Origin of the sequence: Streptomyces sp. NBC_00876 (genome assembly GCF_045207435.1) — a bacterium.
GTDB lineage: Bacteria > Actinomycetota > Actinomycetes > Streptomycetales > Streptomycetaceae > Streptomyces.
Genome location: NZ_CP108800.1, coordinates 3,158,426 through 3,174,628, shown reverse-complemented (window position 1 = coordinate 3,174,628; position 16,203 = coordinate 3,158,426). Strand labels below are relative to the sequence as shown.

9 protein-coding genes, 3 rRNA genes and 2 pseudogenes are annotated in these 16,203 nt (G+C 64.3%); 8 read left to right on the top strand and 6 right to left on the bottom strand.

Features of this window, described 5'->3' with window-relative positions; translation table 11 throughout:
• The first annotated feature begins 507 nt into the window (after window positions 1–507).
• From OG782_RS13845 to rrf, 3 genes are all read left to right on the top strand, one after another.
• Window positions 508–2,033: ribosomal RNA gene (locus OG782_RS13845) — 16S ribosomal RNA — on the top strand.
• Between the two features lie 298 nt (window positions 2,034–2,331).
• A 23S ribosomal RNA gene (locus OG782_RS13840) occupies window positions 2,332–5,456 on the top strand.
• A gap of 79 nt (window positions 5,457–5,535) precedes the next feature.
• Window positions 5,536–5,652: ribosomal RNA gene (rrf, locus tag OG782_RS13835) — 5S ribosomal RNA — on the top strand.
• Together the 16S, 23S and 5S rRNA genes form the textbook arrangement of a ribosomal RNA operon.
• A 119-nt stretch (window positions 5,653–5,771) precedes the next feature.
• On the opposite strand, the gene OG782_RS13830 is transcribed toward rrf, so the two are convergent.
• The 3 genes and pseudogenes from OG782_RS13830 to OG782_RS13820 all read right to left on the bottom strand — a co-directional run.
• A complete protein-coding gene (locus OG782_RS13830) occupies window positions 5,772–7,082 on the bottom strand; it encodes a DUF58 domain-containing protein (protein WP_406450743.1) in 1,311 nt (436 codons plus the stop codon).
• Window positions 7,083–7,093: 11 nt separating this feature from the next.
• Window positions 7,094–8,095 carry an AAA family ATPase gene (locus tag OG782_RS13825; RefSeq protein ID WP_406450741.1) on the bottom strand — a complete coding sequence of 334 codons (1,002 nt, stop codon included), beginning with the start codon at window positions 8,093–8,095 and terminating at the stop codon, window positions 7,094–7,096.
• Window positions 8,092–8,922, bottom strand: a pseudogene (locus OG782_RS13820) (DUF4350 domain-containing protein); the annotation flags it as partial. The gene OG782_RS13825 and the pseudogene OG782_RS13820, both read right to left, overlap by 4 nt.
• 121 nt (window positions 8,923–9,043) lie before the next feature.
• Here OG782_RS13820 and istA point away from each other — a divergent pair.
• From istA to OG782_RS13805, 3 genes are read left to right on the top strand one after another with little or no spacing between them, the layout of a single operon-like run.
• Window positions 9,044–10,462, top strand: coding sequence for an IS21 family transposase (gene istA / locus OG782_RS13815; RefSeq protein ID WP_406447160.1), 1,419 nt, complete (start codon window positions 9,044–9,046; stop codon window positions 10,460–10,462).
• The gene (gene istB / locus OG782_RS13810) at window positions 10,459–11,232 is read left to right on the top strand and encodes an IS21-like element helper ATPase IstB (RefSeq protein ID WP_406447162.1); all 774 of its coding nucleotides are present in this window, start codon (window positions 10,459–10,461) and stop codon (window positions 11,230–11,232) included. Before istA ends, istB begins: the two co-directional genes overlap by 4 nt.
• 25 nt (window positions 11,233–11,257) lie before the next feature.
• Window positions 11,258–11,854, top strand: coding sequence for a hypothetical protein (locus OG782_RS13805; protein WP_406447163.1), 597 nt, complete (start codon window positions 11,258–11,260; stop codon window positions 11,852–11,854).
• Between the two features lie 74 nt (window positions 11,855–11,928).
• On the opposite strand, the pseudogene OG782_RS13800 reads toward OG782_RS13805, so the two are convergent.
• The 3 genes and pseudogenes from OG782_RS13800 to OG782_RS13790 form a co-directional block, all read right to left on the bottom strand.
• Window positions 11,929–12,333, bottom strand: a pseudogene (locus tag OG782_RS13800) (DUF4350 domain-containing protein); the annotation flags it as partial.
• Window positions 12,330–13,016 carry a DUF4129 domain-containing protein gene (locus tag OG782_RS13795; RefSeq protein WP_406450739.1) on the bottom strand — a complete coding sequence of 229 codons (687 nt, stop codon included), beginning with the start codon at window positions 13,014–13,016 and terminating at the stop codon, window positions 12,330–12,332. The gene OG782_RS13795 and the pseudogene OG782_RS13800, both read right to left, overlap by 4 nt.
• 4 nt (window positions 13,017–13,020) lie before the next feature.
• Complete coding sequence (locus OG782_RS13790; RefSeq protein ID WP_406450737.1) at window positions 13,021–14,223, bottom strand: glycerophosphoryl diester phosphodiesterase membrane domain-containing protein; 1,203 nt, start codon at window positions 14,221–14,223, stop codon at window positions 13,021–13,023.
• A 140-nt stretch (window positions 14,224–14,363) separates the two neighbouring features.
• On the opposite strand from OG782_RS13790, the gene mtnA reads away from it, so the two are divergent.
• Complete coding sequence (mtnA, locus tag OG782_RS13785) at window positions 14,364–15,509, top strand: S-methyl-5-thioribose-1-phosphate isomerase (protein ID WP_406459050.1); 1,146 nt, start codon at window positions 14,364–14,366, stop codon at window positions 15,507–15,509.
• 4 nt (window positions 15,510–15,513) lie between these two features.
• Entirely contained in the window at window positions 15,514–16,203 is a 690-nt protein-coding gene (gene mtrA / locus OG782_RS13780) for a two-component system response regulator MtrA (protein ID WP_005316841.1), read from the top strand.

Genomic DNA, 16,203 nt, shown 5'->3' with positions numbered 1-16,203 from the left:
ACATGAAGCCGATTAGCTCGGCCGAAATGCTTCTGATAAAGTCGAATCAGCCGAAAGGCAAGGCCACTTCAACGGCCACCGGAATTCAAATTCGAACCGGAAACGGAACGAAATGAGTCTGGTAAGGTTGGAACCGCCGGAAAGGGAAACGCGAAAGCGAAGAACTGGAAAGCGAAACCCGCTTCGACCGGGAATCGGACACGAAAGAGTCTGATAGAGTCGGAAACGCAAGACCGAAGGGAAGCGCCCGGAGGAAAGCCCCAGAGAATGTTCTGAGGGTGAGTACAAAGGAAGCGTCCGTTCCTTGAGAACTCAACAGCGTGCCAAAAGTCAACGCCAGATACGTTGATACCCCGACCTGCTTCGGCAGGTTCGAGGTTCCTTTGAAAGTCCTACGAGGCCACTGGCCTGGTAGGCAATGCACACAGCGAGGATTCAGTGGACGACCGGTCATATTCCGACATGGTCGTTCCGCTCTCGTGGTGTCTACCCGATTACGGGAAAACATTCACGGAGAGTTTGATCCTGGCTCAGGACGAACGCTGGCGGCGTGCTTAACACATGCAAGTCGAACGATGAAGCCCTTCGGGGTGGATTAGTGGCGAACGGGTGAGTAACACGTGGGCAATCTGCCCTTCACTCTGGGACAAGCCCTGGAAACGGGGTCTAATACTGGATAACACTTTCCCTCTCATGGGGGATGGTTAAAAGCTCCGGCGGTGAAGGATGAGCCCGCGGCCTATCAGCTAGTTGGTGGGGTAATGGCCTACCAAGGCGACGACGGGTAGCCGGCCTGAGAGGGCGACCGGCCACACTGGGACTGAGACACGGCCCAGACTCCTACGGGAGGCAGCAGTGGGGAATATTGCACAATGGGCGAAAGCCTGATGCAGCGACGCCGCGTGAGGGATGACGGCCTTCGGGTTGTAAACCTCTTTCAGCAGGGAAGAAGCGAAAGTGACGGTACCTGCAGAAGAAGCGCCGGCTAACTACGTGCCAGCAGCCGCGGTAATACGTAGGGCGCAAGCGTTGTCCGGAATTATTGGGCGTAAAGAGCTCGTAGGCGGCTTGTTGCGTCGGTTGTGAAAGCCCGGGGCTTAACCCCGGGTCTGCAGTCGATACGGGCAGGCTAGAGTGTGGTAGGGGAGATCGGAATTCCTGGTGTAGCGGTGAAATGCGCAGATATCAGGAGGAACACCGGTGGCGAAGGCGGATCTCTGGGCCATTACTGACGCTGAGGAGCGAAAGCGTGGGGAGCGAACAGGATTAGATACCCTGGTAGTCCACGCCGTAAACGTTGGGAACTAGGTGTTGGCGACATTCCACGTCGTCGGTGCCGCAGCTAACGCATTAAGTTCCCCGCCTGGGGAGTACGGCCGCAAGGCTAAAACTCAAAGGAATTGACGGGGGCCCGCACAAGCAGCGGAGCATGTGGCTTAATTCGACGCAACGCGAAGAACCTTACCAAGGCTTGACATATACCGGAAAGCATCAGAGATGGTGCCCCCCTTGTGGTCGGTATACAGGTGGTGCATGGCTGTCGTCAGCTCGTGTCGTGAGATGTTGGGTTAAGTCCCGCAACGAGCGCAACCCTTGTTCTGTGTTGCCAGCATGCCCTTCGGGGTGATGGGGACTCACAGGAGACTGCCGGGGTCAACTCGGAGGAAGGTGGGGACGACGTCAAGTCATCATGCCCCTTATGTCTTGGGCTGCACACGTGCTACAATGGCCGGTACAATGAGCTGCGATGCCGCGAGGCGGAGCGAATCTCAAAAAGCCGGTCTCAGTTCGGATTGGGGTCTGCAACTCGACCCCATGAAGTCGGAGTTGCTAGTAATCGCAGATCAGCATTGCTGCGGTGAATACGTTCCCGGGCCTTGTACACACCGCCCGTCACGTCACGAAAGTCGGTAACACCCGAAGCCGGTGGCCCAACCCCTTGTGGGAGGGAGCTGTCGAAGGTGGGACTGGCGATTGGGACGAAGTCGTAACAAGGTAGCCGTACCGGAAGGTGCGGCTGGATCACCTCCTTTCTAAGGAGCATCTAGATTCCGCAAGGAATCCAGAGCCACTACGCCGGCAAATGTTCGGCGGTGGTTAGCTCATGGGTGGAACGTTGACTATTCGGCACGGTTGGCTGGTTTTCGTAAGTACTGCTTCGGCGTGGAAAGCGTAAACGGGTTGATTGTGTCGGGCACGCTGTTGGGTATCTGAAGGTACGGCCGTAAAGGTCGTCCTTCGGTTGCCGGCCCCAGTGCACTCGTTCTTCGGAACGGGGTGATGGGTGGCTGGTCGTTGTTTGAGAACTGCACAGTGGACGCGAGCATCTGTGGCCAAGTTTTTAAGGGCGCACGGTGGATGCCTTGGCACTAGGAACCGATGAAGGACGTGGGAGGCCACGATAGTCCCCGGGGAGCTGTCAACCAAGCTTTGATCCGGGGGTTTCCGAATGGGGAAACCCGGCAGTCGTCATGGGCTGTCACCCGCTGCTGAACACATAGGCAGTGTGGAGGGAACGAGGGGAAGTGAAACATCTCAGTACCCTCAGGAAGAGAAAACAACCGTGATTCCGGGAGTAGTGGCGAGCGAAACTGGATCAGGCCAAACCGTATGCGTGTGATACCCGGCAGGGGTTGCGCATGCGGGGTTGTGGGATCTCTTTTTCATGGTCTGCCGGCCATGAGACGAGTCAGAAACCGTTGATGTAGGCGAAGGACATGCGAAAGGTCCGGCGTAGAGGGTAAGACCCCCGTAGCTGAAACATCAACGGCTCGTTTAAGAGACACCCAAGTAGCACGGGGCCCGAGAAATCCCGTGTGAATCTGGCGGGACCACCCGTTAAGCCTAAATATTCCCTAGTGACCGATAGCGGATAGTACCGTGAGGGAATGGTGAAAAGTACCGCGGGAGCGGAGTGAAATAGTACCTGAAACCGTGTGCCTACAAGCCGTGGGAGCGTCGCGCATCGAGTTTACTCGGTGCGTCGTGACTGCGTGCCTTTTGAAGAATGAGCCTGCGAGTTTGCGGTGTGTTGCGAGGTTAACCCGTGTGGGGAAGCCGTAGCGAAAGCGAGTCCGAATAGGGCGATTTAGTAGCGCGCTCAAGACCCGAAGCGGAGTGATCTAGCCATGGGCAGGTTGAAGCGGAGGTAAGACTTCGTGGAGGACCGAACCCACCAGGGTTGAAAACCTGGGGGATGACCTGTGGTTAGGGGTGAAAGGCCAATCAAACTCCGTGATAGCTGGTTCTCCCCGAAATGCATTTAGGTGCAGCGTCGTGTGTTTCTTGCCGGAGGTAGAGCACTGGATAGGCGATGGGCCCTACCGGGTTACTGACCTTAGCCAAACTCCGAATGCCGGTAAGTGAGAGCACGGCAGTGAGACTGTGGGGGATAAGCTCCATGGTCGAGAGGGAAACAGCCCAGAGCATCGACTAAGGCCCCTAAGCGTACGCTAAGTGGGAAAGGATGTGGAGTCGCAGAGACAACCAGGAGGTTGGCTTAGAAGCAGCCACCCTTGAAAGAGTGCGTAATAGCTCACTGGTCAAGTGATTCCGCGCCGACAATGTAGCGGGGCTCAAGCGTACCGCCGAAGTCGTGTCATTCCAGCATGTACCCCCAACGGGGGCTGGGATGGGTAGGGGAGCGTCGTGTGCCGGGTGAAGCAGCCGCGGAAGCGAGTTGTGGACGGTTCACGAGTGAGAATGCAGGCATGAGTAGCGATACACACGTGAGAAACGTGTGCGCCGATTGACTAAGGGTTCCTGGGTCAAGCTGATCTGCCCAGGGTAAGTCGGGACCTAAGGCGAGGCCGACAGGCGTAGTCGATGGACAACCGGTTGATATTCCGGTACCCGCTTTGAAACGCCCAGTACTGAATCAGGCGATGCTAAGTCCGTGAAGCCGGCCCGATCTCTTCGGAGTTGAGGGTAGTGGTGGAGCCGATGAACCAGACTTGTAGTAGGTAAGCGATGGGGTGACGCAGGAAGGTAGTCCAGCCCGGGCGGTGGTAGTCCCGGGGTAAGGGTGTAGGCCGTGTGGTAGGTAAATCCGTCACACATTAAGGCTGAGACCTGATGCCGAGCCGATTGTGGTGAAGTGGATGATCCTATGCTGTCGAGAAAAGCCTCTAGCGAGTTTCATGGCGGCCCGTACCCTAAACCGACTCAGGTGGTCAGGTAGAGAATACCGAGGCGTTCGGGTGAACTATGGTTAAGGAACTCGGCAAAATGCCCCCGTAACTTCGGGAGAAGGGGGGCCATCACTGGTGATCCGATTTACTCGGTGAGCTGGGGGTGGCCGCAGAGACCAGCGAGAAGCGACTGTTTACTAAAAACACAGGTCCGTGCGAAGCCGTAAGGCGATGTATACGGACTGACGCCTGCCCGGTGCTGGAACGTTAAGGGGACCGGTTAGCTGACTTTCGGGTCGGCGAAGCTGAGAACTTAAGCGCCAGTAAACGGCGGTGGTAACTATAACCATCCTAAGGTAGCGAAATTCCTTGTCGGGTAAGTTCCGACCTGCACGAATGGCGTAACGACTTCTCGACTGTCTCAACCATAGGCCCGGTGAAATTGCACTACGAGTAAAGATGCTCGTTTCGCGCAGCAGGACGGAAAGACCCCGGGACCTTTACTATAGTTTGATATTGGTGTTCGGTTCGGCTTGTGTAGGATAGGTGGGAGACTTTGAAGCGGCCACGCCAGTGGTTGTGGAGTCGTCGTTGAAATACCACTCTGGTCGTGCTGGATGTCTAACCTGGGTCCGTGATCCGGATCAGGGACAGTGTCTGATGGGTAGTTTAACTGGGGCGGTTGCCTCCTAAAGAGTAACGGAGGCGCCCAAAGGTTCCCTCAGCCTGGTTGGCAATCAGGTGTTGAGTGTAAGTGCACAAGGGAGCTTGACTGTGAGACCGACGGGTCGAGCAGGGACGAAAGTCGGGACTAGTGATCCGGCAGTGGCTTGTGGAAGCGCTGTCGCTCAACGGATAAAAGGTACCCCGGGGATAACAGGCTGATCTTCCCCAAGAGTCCATATCGACGGGATGGTTTGGCACCTCGATGTCGGCTCGTCGCATCCTGGGGCTGGAGTCGGTCCCAAGGGTTGGGCTGTTCGCCCATTAAAGCGGTACGCGAGCTGGGTTTAGAACGTCGTGAGACAGTTCGGTCCCTATCCGCTGTGCGCGTAGGAATATTGAGAAGGGCTGTCCCTAGTACGAGAGGACCGGGACGGACGAACCTCTGGTGTGCCAGTTGTCCTGCCAAGGGCATGGCTGGTTGGCTACGTTCGGAAAGGATAACCGCTGAAAGCATCTAAGCGGGAAGCCTGCTTCGAGATGAGTATTCCCACCCTCTTGAGGGGTTAAGGCTCCCAGTAGACGACTGGGTTGATAGGCCAGATGTGGAAGCCCGGTAACGGGTGGAGCTGACTGGTACTAATAGGCCGAGGGCTTGTCCTCAGTTGCTCGCGTCCACTGTGTTAGTTCTGAAATAACGAACGGCCGTGTTTTTATCCGGTGTTGGTTAATTTCATAGTGTTTCGGTGGTCATTGCGTTAGGGAAACGCCCGGTTACATTCCGAACCCGGAAGCTAAGCCTTTCAGCGCCGATGGTACTGCAGGGGGGACCCTGTGGGAGAGTAGGACGCCGCCGAACAATCATTGTGGAAAAGCCCCGTGCCCTTGTGGCACGGGGCTTTTCTGCGTTCCGGACCAGAACCAATCAAAACTGAGTCCGCTTCATGGCGTGCACTCGGTTTCCGACGGGCGGTGCTGCTACAGACGCCCTGCTGCCTTGAGAGCCAAGTAGGCGTCGGCAACGGCAGGCGCCAGATGCTCCGGTGTCGCATCGACGACGACCACGCCATGACGCTGGAGCTGGTCCGCAGTGCGACGCCGGCGTGCCTGAGCCTGGGCTCCGGCAGCCGCTTCATAGACCGCGTCCACTGTGCCCCTTGCCTTGGCCATCTTCTCGACATGCGGGTCGTTCACGGCCGCCAGCAGCACTGTGTGGCGTTGGGTGAGGCTGGGCAGGACGGGCAGCAGGCCTTCTTCTATGGGCGCCGCATCGAGGCTTGTCAGAAGCACGATCAGAGAATGGCGAGGCGCGCTCACCAGAGCTGTGGCAGCGAGACCCCGCGAATCCGTCTCCACGAGCTCCGGTTCAAGCGGTGCCATTGCATTGACCATCGCCGAGAGGACTTCCCCGGCTCCCCTGCCCTGGACCCGTGCGCGAACGTGGCGGTCATAGGCGAGCATGTCGACGCGGTCGCCGGCGCGAGCGGCGAGAGCGGTGAGAAGTAGCGTCGCATCCATGGCGGCGTCTAGCCGTGGCACGTCCCCGACCCGACCTGCCGAGGTACGGCCCGTATCGAGGACCACGAGGATGTGCCGGTCCCGCTCGGGGCGCCAGGTCCGCAGGGCGACGCCGGTCTGTCGTGCGGTGGCCCGCCAGTCGATCGAGCGGACGTCGTCGCCGGGAACGTAGGGCCGCAGACTGTCGAATTCCGTGCCCTCGCCACGGCTGAGGACGCTGGTGGGACCGTCGAGCTCACGCAGTCTGGCGAGTCGGGAGGGAAGATGCTTTCGGCTCGTGAACGGTGGCAGGACCCTGACGGTCCAGGGGACCTGATGACTTCCTTGGCGTGCAGCGAGCCCCATCGGGCCGTAGGAGCGGATAGTGACCCCCTCGGCCCGCCGGTCGCCGCGACGAGTGGGGCGTAGGAAAGTGGTGATGCGTCGTCGTTCGCCGGGTGGAACGGTCAGTTTGTGTCGGGACGCGGACTGCTCCGTCCCGCGGTGCCAGCTGCTGGGAGGCCAGGCGTCACGAAGGTTCGCCCGCAGACGACGACCGGAGGGGTTGACTACGGTGAGTTGCACTTCCGCAACGTCACCAAGTCGAACTGTTGTATCACCGGATCGGGTGAACTGAAGCGAGCGCACTGGCGCTGCCAGGGCGTAGTCGCACACAATTGCCAGTGAGAGCGGGACATTGACCGCGAGCATGCCCGTCCAGCTCGGGGCCAGGATCCCTACAGGGAGTGACCCCAGAGCCGCGAGCAGCGCGGTGCGTCCGGTGAGGGCCACAGGTCACCGCCTCATCGGGGTACGGGGACGTGGGCGAGGACAGCGGTGATGACGGAGTCGGGGGTGACTCCCTCCATCTCCGCCTCGGGCCGCAGGTGGATGCGATGCCGGAGTGTGGGGAGGGCCAGGGCTTTCACGTCGTCCGGGATGACATAGTCGCGGCCGGTGAGCCAGGCCCAGGCGCGGGCGGTGGAGAGCAGGGCGGTGGCTCCTCGGGGAGAGACCCCGAGGGAGAGCGAGGGGGATTCACGCGTGGCTCGGCAGATATCTACGACGTAGCCGGCGATCTCGGGGGAGACGGTGGTCTTGGCGACGGCGGTGCGAGCGGCCTCCAGGTCGGCGGGACCGGCTACCGGGCGTATCCCCGCTGCACGCAGATCGCGGGGGTCGAAGCCGTCGGCATGGCGGGTGAGGACATTGATCTCGTCATCGCGCGACGGCAGAGGAACCGTCAGTTTCAGCAGGAACCGGTCCAGTTGGGCTTCGGGAAGCGGGTAGGTGCCTTCGTACTCGACGGGATTCTGAGTGGCGGCGACGAGGAAGGGGTCGGGAAGGGGGCGGGGCGTGCCGTCGACCGTGACCTGACGTTCCTCCATCGCCTCCAGGAGTGAGGCCTGTGTCTTGGGAGGCGTCCGGTTGATTTCGTCGGCGAGCAGGAGGTGGGTGAAGACCGGCCCCGGCTGGAAGGAGAACTCGGCGGTGCGGGCGTCATAGACGAGTGAGCCGGTGACGTCGCTGGGCATCAGGTCGGGCGTGAACTGGACGCGTTTGGTGTCGAGTTCGAGCGACGCCGCGAGGGCTCGGACCAAGAGGGTCTTGGCGACGCCCGGGACACCTTCGAGTAGTACGTGCCCTCGGCAGAGCAGCGCCACGACGAGACCGGTGACCGCCGGGTCTTGGCCGACCACGGCCTTGGCGATCTCGGAGCGCAGGGCTTCCAGGGAAGCGCGGGCTGTCTCGTCGCTGCTGACGGTCTCGGTTGTCCCGGCGGGCACTGAGGGCGGGGCGCTCATGAGGTACGGACCTCTCTTTCCAGGGTGTCGAGTTGGTCTGCCAGAAGAACGAGAGCGGTGTCGTCGGACGGGGCCGGCCCGAAGAGGAGTTCCTGGGGTCCGTTGCCAGTCGCGCCGAGGCGTGCGGAGAGAGCAGGGAGGAGTGTTGCGGGGGAGTGGGCGTCCTTGGGGGAGACGCCCACGAGGGGTGCTATGCGCGCGCGGGTGGCGTGTCGCAGGGAGGCGGCGGCTCGGTCGCGGGCATTGGCCCTGCGGTTGAGGCGGGCGCGCCCCTCGGCGGCTTCGGAGGCGCGGATTGCCACGGGCAGTCGTTCGGCGACCACTGGGCCCAGGCGACGTGCCCGCCAGATGGCGGCAAGCACTGCGGCGAACGCGAGTTGCAGAGTGCCCCACAGCCAGCCGGACGGGATCAGATCGATGAAGCCGCTTTCGCCGTCCGCGGTGTCGCCCTCCGTACTGCCGCCATGGTCACGGGTGTTGCCGATGGCGGCGGAGGGATCAGCAAGTGAGGGGAGGTACCAGACCAGATGAGGGCGGGAACCGAGGAGTTGAAGGGCCAGGGCAGCGTTGCCCTGGTTGTCCAGACGTTCGTTGTGGAGGAGGTCGGGGGAGCCGAGGAGCACGGTGTCACCCGCTCCGGACTGCTGGAGGAGCAGCGAGGCCAAGCCGTCGGCCGGGTAGCAGGTGAGGGCGTCGAGGTCCTCGGACAGGTAGCGGTAGCCACCCGTTTCGGCGTCGCCGGCTTGCCGGGCGGCGGCCATGGGGCATTGCGGGGGGCGTGCGGTGACGGGGCGGGTGGATTCTGCTCGGACGCCGGGAGCCAGTTGTCGGCGTACAAGTGAACGTGCATCACCGCGTACGGATGAAAGTGCACCGTTCTTGATGCGGTGAAGCGGGTGCCGCGGGAGTCTGCTGTCGTCTGTTCAGGGTCGGCGGAGGGCGGCGAGGGTGGTTCTGGATCCGCATCGCTGGTTGGAGTTGAGGCGGTTTCGCGGTCTGTATGAGTCCGGTGCGATGAGCTTGCGGCAGATCGCGAAGGAGACCGGGCTGAACCGTCGTACGGTCGGCAAGTACTTGTCGGGCGAGTCGCCGGTCGCGCCGCCGCGGCGGGCTTCCAACGGTCAGCCGTACCAGCGGGTGGTGGACGAGGTCGCGCCGTTGATCGACGCGATGCTGCGGGCCGAGATCCTGCTCAAGGGTGCGGTGATCCACGAACGCCTGGTGGCGGAGTACGGGTTCACGATCAACTACCAGCGCGTCAAGATCTACTTGCAGGAGGCCCGGCCCCGTATCGCGGAGGAACTGGGCATCAGCCCGAGTGAGCTGGCGGGGCTGCACCGCCGGTTCGAGGTGGTGCCAGGGGCCCAGGCGCAGGTCGACTGGGGTGACGAGGGCAAGATCCTCGCTCACGTGGGCATCCCGAAGGTCTACTCGTTCCACATGACGTTGTCCTACTCGCGTGATCCGTTCTGCTGCTTCACCACCAGCCAGGACCTGGCCACCTTCTTCGACTGCCACCGTCAGGGGTTCGCGCACTTCGGCGGGGTGCCGATGTCGATCGTCTACGACCGCACGAAAACGGTGGTCCGTCGGCATGTCGCACCAGGTGAGGCGGTCCCACTGCATCCCGAGGCCGTCGCGTTCGCCGGGCATTACGACTTTGATCCCGACGTGCTTGCCGCCTACCGGCCCACGGGGAAAGGCCGGGTCGAGCGGCAGGTGCTGATCGTCCGCGATCACGTCCTGGCCGGACGCGCCTTCTCCTCCATCGAGGAAATGAACGCCGCGTTCACCGCCTGGGTTCCGATGCGGCGGGCGAAGGTCCACGGCACCCATGGCGAGGTCATCGGCCTGCGGGCGGTCCGCGACCACGTGGCCCTGAGGCCGCTGCCGCAGACGCCTTATGTGGTCACGCAGCGGCACCTTCGCTACGTCGGCAAGGACTGCCTCGTCGCCTTCGACGCGAACCTCTACTCGGTGCCGGCCCGCAGGGTCCGCCCTCGCCAGCTGGTCGAGGTCAGGGCCACGAAGTCCCAGATCATGCTGCATGCCACCGTCCCCGGTCACAGTGGCGAGACCCTGCTGGCCACCCATCCGCGGGCGGTCGGCCGGGGCGCCCGCATCGTGGATGAGAAGCACTGGGACGGTCTGCCCACGGGATCCGGCCGCCGCGTCACAGCCGGCGATGGGAGCCTGCCCCGGGCCCGCCGGCAGAACACAGGACCCGAATCCGGGCCGCTGGCGGCCCTGCTGAACCGGACCGCGGTCACCCAGGTCGAGGTCGGCCGTCGGCCCCTGTCGGTCTATGACGAGCTGACCGGCACCCGCCCCTTCACCACCAAGCCGAGCACGAGGGAAACGTCTTGAACGAGTTGGTCTCCACCCGCATCCGCAACACGGCCGGCAAGCTGGGACTGCCCCACCTGGCCGACGCCCTGACTCAGTACGCTCAGCGGGCTGACGAGGCCAAGATGGGCTACCTCGACTTCATCGACCTGGTCCTCTCCGAAGAGCTCGCGGTCCGTGAAGATCGCCGCTTCCGCACCGGCCTGCGGATCTCGAAGCTCCCGCACCACAAAACGCTGGACGACTACGACTTCTCGTTCCAGCCCGAGCTCGACCCACGCAAGGTCAAGGACCTTGCCACTCTCTCCTTCATCGAGGCCAAGGCCAACGCAGCTCTGCTCGGGCCGCCGGGAGTGGGCAAGACACACATCGCCGTCGCTCTCGCGGTCGCGGCCTGCCGGGCCGGATACTCGATCTACTTCACCAGCCTCGACGACATGGTCCGCAACCTCAAGACCGCCGAGGCCGCCGGGCGGCTGAGCAGCAAGCTCGGCAGCTACCTCCGACCGGCTGTCCTCGTGGTCGACGAGGTGGGCTACCAGCCCCTCGAACGCGCCGAGGCCAACCTGGTCTTCCAGGTGATCTCAAAGCGCTACGAAAAGGGCTCGATCATCCTGACTTCGAACAAAACCTTCAGCGAATGGGGACAAGTGTTCGGCGACGAGGTCCTGGCCACCGCCATCCTCGACCGCCTCCTGCACCACTGCGACGTGATCTCCATCAACGGCCCCAGTTACCGGCTCAAGAACCGGCTCGCTGCCATCGAGCGAGACCAGGAAAGCGCAGCCTGACAACGACCTGGTCGACAATGAGCGCATGGACGTCCCTGAGCTGCTCGAATCAGCTTCCCTGCTGGTTCCGGAAGAGACCGCCACCGAGAACGACATCACGGTGCGAGATATCTGGGACTACCTCGTCCACGACGAGTGGGAGATCGCCCTGGGCCTGCTGGAGGAGCTCGGGGACGGTCGCTCGCTCCCTCTGGCGTTTTGGGAGAAGCTCGCCAAAGCGGCTGAGCAGCTCCGGCTTGAGCGGAGCGCGGCTTGGTGCCATTGGCGTTGCTCCGAGATCCGCAACGGCGTGATCCGGGCGGGTCTGACGCTCCGTCCTGCCGCCGAGGCGCGACGCACGACGCCAATCTCCGGCGCCGGTGTTCTGCGACCCATGTGGGACACCGGACACCTCTCACCCACCGGTGAACGTGCGGTGAGCATCGCCTCGCTCTGGGTTGAGAACATGCCCGTTCTCGAGCCCGGCGGCCGAGCCACGGTTCGCCTCGTGCCCCTCACCCCCTCCCACTGGACGCACGTCCGGCCCGGCCAGCAGATAACCATGCACGAGGACCGAACTGTGGCCGGCACCGCAGTCATCCTGGAAGTTCACCGCCCTGCCACCGTCATGCCCTCGCGATGACGTGACTGGCTCACAGCCTCCCTGCTGGTGCACGTATCTCCGTACTTGGTGGAGCACTCACAGGAGTACGCCGACACCAGTGCGCCTACGGAGTTCGGACCCGCACCAAGAATGACTGTGCGACCGGGGGCGGCGGTGATCGCGGCGTGGAGTGCGTTCTGCTGGTACGGCGTCAGCAGGTTGGGGCCGGTGACGAGGAGCGTGGTGTCGGGACCGGCCGCGGATGCCGCGGCCTGGAGTGTGGTCACGACACGGACGGAGACGCCGCGGTCCTTGAGGAGTTCGGCGACGGCCCTGCTGCCGTAGCGGTCTGCGGAGCGGGGGTCGAGGCGACCGTGCTGGTCCCCCGAGCGGGTGGCTGCCAGGGCGATGCCGGCGACGACGAGCAGGAGGACGGCGAGCAGCACTCCACGGGTGCGGATCCACACCTGGCGGGGGGTGGGGGAGGCCGAAGTCGAAGGGTTGGTGACCGCGGTCATTCGGCAGCTCCCCGGAGCGTGCCGGTGAGTTCCGGTGTGGCGGACTCGATGTCGAGGTCCAGGGTGAGCAGTGCCAGATATGCCGGCTGGTCCGTCGTGCGGCCACCGTATGTCACGTCGTCGAACTCCCGGGCGGCCGCACGGAGCCGCGTGGCGTGTGCGGGGAGCGTGCGGCCTGCCTGCGCGGCGGCTTCATCGGCGGTGCGCCCCGGGCGGGGATCGAGCAGGGCGCGCTCCTCGAGGGAGCGGACGATGGCGCGCATCCGTTCCTGGACCGCTTGGTTCCAGCGGCCTGCGGCGGCGTGGGCCTCGGCGGCGGTGCGGTGGTCCGCGGTGGTGCGGGGGCCGTCGCCGAAGAGGGCGTCCGCCGGACGGATGCTGCGTTGCGGGGTGCCCAGCCGCCACCAGAGCGCGGCGAGCGGAGCGACGACGATCAGGACGAGCGCGATCAGTCCGAGCGGGCCGCCCGGTGCGGCGCCGGACGCCGAAGAGAGCAGATCGCCGATCCAGGTCCAGAGGTGGTCGAGGGCCCGGGCGAGAGGGTTCGGGTCGTTCTCGTGGTACATCGGTTTGGAAAGCTCGTGCTGTGCGGCCTCACGGGCCGGCACCCGCGGGGTGTCCACGGGTATGTCGCCGCTCGCCCGCATCAGCCGTGCTGTCATCGTGGCCCCCGCCCCCGACACGGTGTCAGCTCCTGTTGTCGTAACCCGGCAGTCCGGCTGCCCTGGCAAGTTCGAGGTCGAGCGCTTCACGTCGGATGCGCTGATCCACGTAGAGCAGCGCCATGACTCCGGCGGAGAGCGGATAGGTGATCGTCGCGATGACCACGTCACCGATGGCGGAGATGATCAGGAACGGCCAGCCGAAGCCGGTGGCTCCTTCGGTGAGGAAGGAGCTCAGACCGCCGTCGTCCACGGCCAGGGCGACGAGGCCGAACGGGATGCCGATCACCAGCATCACGATGAGCGTCAGCAGCCAGGTGAGGGCGAGGATGCCGAATGTCCGCCACCAGGCACCCCGGACCAGCTTGGCGGAGCGCCGCATCGATGCGGTGATCGACTGCCGCTCCAGCATCAGTGCCGGGGAGGCGAGACAGAAGCGGACCATCAGCCAGAGGAACACGCCGACCGCGGCGAGAAGCCCGATGAAGGCGAGTCCGACACCTGCGGTGTCGCCGATCAGGAAGCCCGGGAGGAGACCCGCGGTCATGATGGCTCCGGCCATGACGGCGAGCAGGAGTGTCAGACCGAGCAGCGGGAACAGCCGGGGCCGGGCCTCGGCCCAGGCGTCGGAGAGCGTTACGGAACGGCCCAGCACCGATCGGCTGATCACCACGGTCAGTACCGCGGTGGTGAAGATCGTGGCGAGCATCGAGATGAGCAGGGGAGGGGCGCTGTTGAGCAAGCTGTAGCGGAGCGATTCGGTGGCCTGGCGCAGAGCTTCCGCGCCGGTGGCGTTCCGGTCGACCGACGGGGGCTCCGGCAGCAGATACCGCTGCACGAGGAGGATCGCTGTCTGGGCGATCACGGAAACGGCGAGGGTGATGCCGAGGACCGTGCGCCAGTGCGCGCGCATGGTGGAAACGGCGCCGTCCAGGATCTCGCCGACGCCCAGCGGCCGGAGCGGGATGACGCCGGGCTTTGCCGCGGCCGGCGGGCGGCCCCAGCCGGGGCCGTACGGGGAGGCACCCGGGCCGGGTGGCGGAGGAGGCACGCCGGGGCCGGTTCCGGAATTGCTCGGCGGGGACCACTGGCCTGCGGGCGGCTGCGTGGAAGACCACTTTCCCGCAGGTCCGCTGCCGTCGACGGGCTCGGAAGGCCGGGGAACTCCCGCCTCCTGGCCGTCGGAGGGGGCAGATCCGGGCGAGGCCCAGCCCGGAGTGTCGTTCATTCTCGCTCCTTCACGGTCCTGACCGCGCATCGGGGCGTCAGGTTGGCAGCCATCGTGCCACGCGTCGCACCTGTCCGGGCCTGGCGCTGCATCTCCTTCGTTCCTTCATGCGCGGGCGGGTCACCGGGCAGACTGGGCGGATGGCTGATCAGGACGCGCAATCGCAGGTGGGCAGCGAACCCGCCGCGCTTTCCGTACTTCGCTGGGACGAGCCTCCGGAAGGTCCCGTGCTGGTGCTTCTCGACCAGAGGCGGCTGCCCGCGGAGGAGGCCGAACTGGTGTGTACCGATGTGCCGGCGCTGGTGGAGGCGATCCGGACACTGGCGGTGCGGGGAGCACCGCTGCTGGGCATCGCGGGGGCCTATGGGGTGGCTCTGGCCGCTGTGCGGGGCTATGACGTGGCGGAGGCCGCCGGGCTGCTGGAGCGGGCGCGGCCCACCGCGGTGAACCTCGGGTACGGCGTGAGGCGGGCCGCCGGGGCTTACTGGGCGGCCGTCGAGAAGGGGGCGGACGCGGAGCGGGCGGCGGCGGTGGCGCTGAAGGAGGCCAGGACGCTTCACGCGGAGGACGCCTCGGCCAGTCGGCGCATGGCCGGGTTCGGGCTTGCGCTCCTGGACGAGCTGCTTCCCGGCGGTGGGCATCAGCTGCTGACCCACTGCAACAGCGGTGCGCTCGTCTCGGGTGGCGAGGGGACCGCCTTCGCGGTGGCGCTCGCCGCGCACCGGGCGGGCCGGCTCAGGCGGCTGTGGGTGGATGAGACCCGACCGCTGCTGCAGGGTGCCCGGCTGACCGCGTTCGAGGCGGCGCGCAACGGCATGTCGTACAGCCTGCTCACGGACAACGCGGCGGGGTCACTGTTCGCGGCGGGGGAGGTGGATGCCGTGCTCATCGGGGCGGACCGCATCGCGGCGGACGGATCCGTGGCCAACAAGGTGGGGAGTTATCCGCTGGCGGTCCTTGCCAAATACCACCACGTACCGTTCATTGTGGTGGCACCGACCACGACCGTGGATCTGCACACTGCGGACGGGGGGTCGATCACCGTGGAGCAGCGACCGGGACGAGAGGTGACCGAGCTCACATTCGCACAGCATGGGGTGGCCGGTGAGGAGACGGGCGGAGTGCTCGTGGCGCCGGTGGGCACCCCGTCGTACAACCCCGCCTTCGACATCACGCCGCCGGAACTGGTGACGGCGATCGTCACGGAAGAGGGCGTAATCTCCCCGGTCACGGGGGTCGGACTGGCAGAGCTGTGTGCCAGATCATCGCAGGTAACGATTAGCTAATGGGATGATGTCGTTTATGAAGGGACGCGTCCTTGTCGTCGACGACGACACCGCACTGGCCGAGATGCTCGGGATTGTGCTGCGTGGTGAGGGGTTCGAGCCGTCGTTCGTAGCGGACGGCGACAAGGCACTTGCTGCATTTCGTGAGGCAAAGCCGGACCTGGTGCTGCTGGATCTCATGCTGCCCGGTAGGGACGGCATCGAGGTCTGCAGGCTGATCAGGGCCGAGTCCGGTGTGCCGATCGTCATGCTCACTGCCAAGAGCGACACGGTTGACGTGGTGGTGGGCCTGGAGTCCGGGGCCGACGACTACATCGTCAAGCCGTTCAAACCTAAGGAGTTGGTTGCCCGGATCAGGGCACGTTTGCGGAGGTCCGAGGAGCCGGCGCCGGAACAGCTGACCATCGGGGATCTGGTCATAGATGTCGCCGGGCACTCGGTGAAGCGGGACGGGCAGTCCATCGCCCTGACGCCGCTGGAGTTCGACCTGCTGGTCGCGCTTGCCCGTAAACCGTGGCAGGTCTTCACCCGTGAGGTACTCCTCGAGCAGGTCTGGGGCTACCGTCACGCCGCTGACACCCGTCTGGTGAATGTGCATGTCCAGCGCCTGCGCTCCAAGGTCGAGAAGGACCCGGAGCGGCCGGAGATCGTGGTGACCGTCCGAGGTGTCGGTTACAAGGCCGGACCGAGCTGA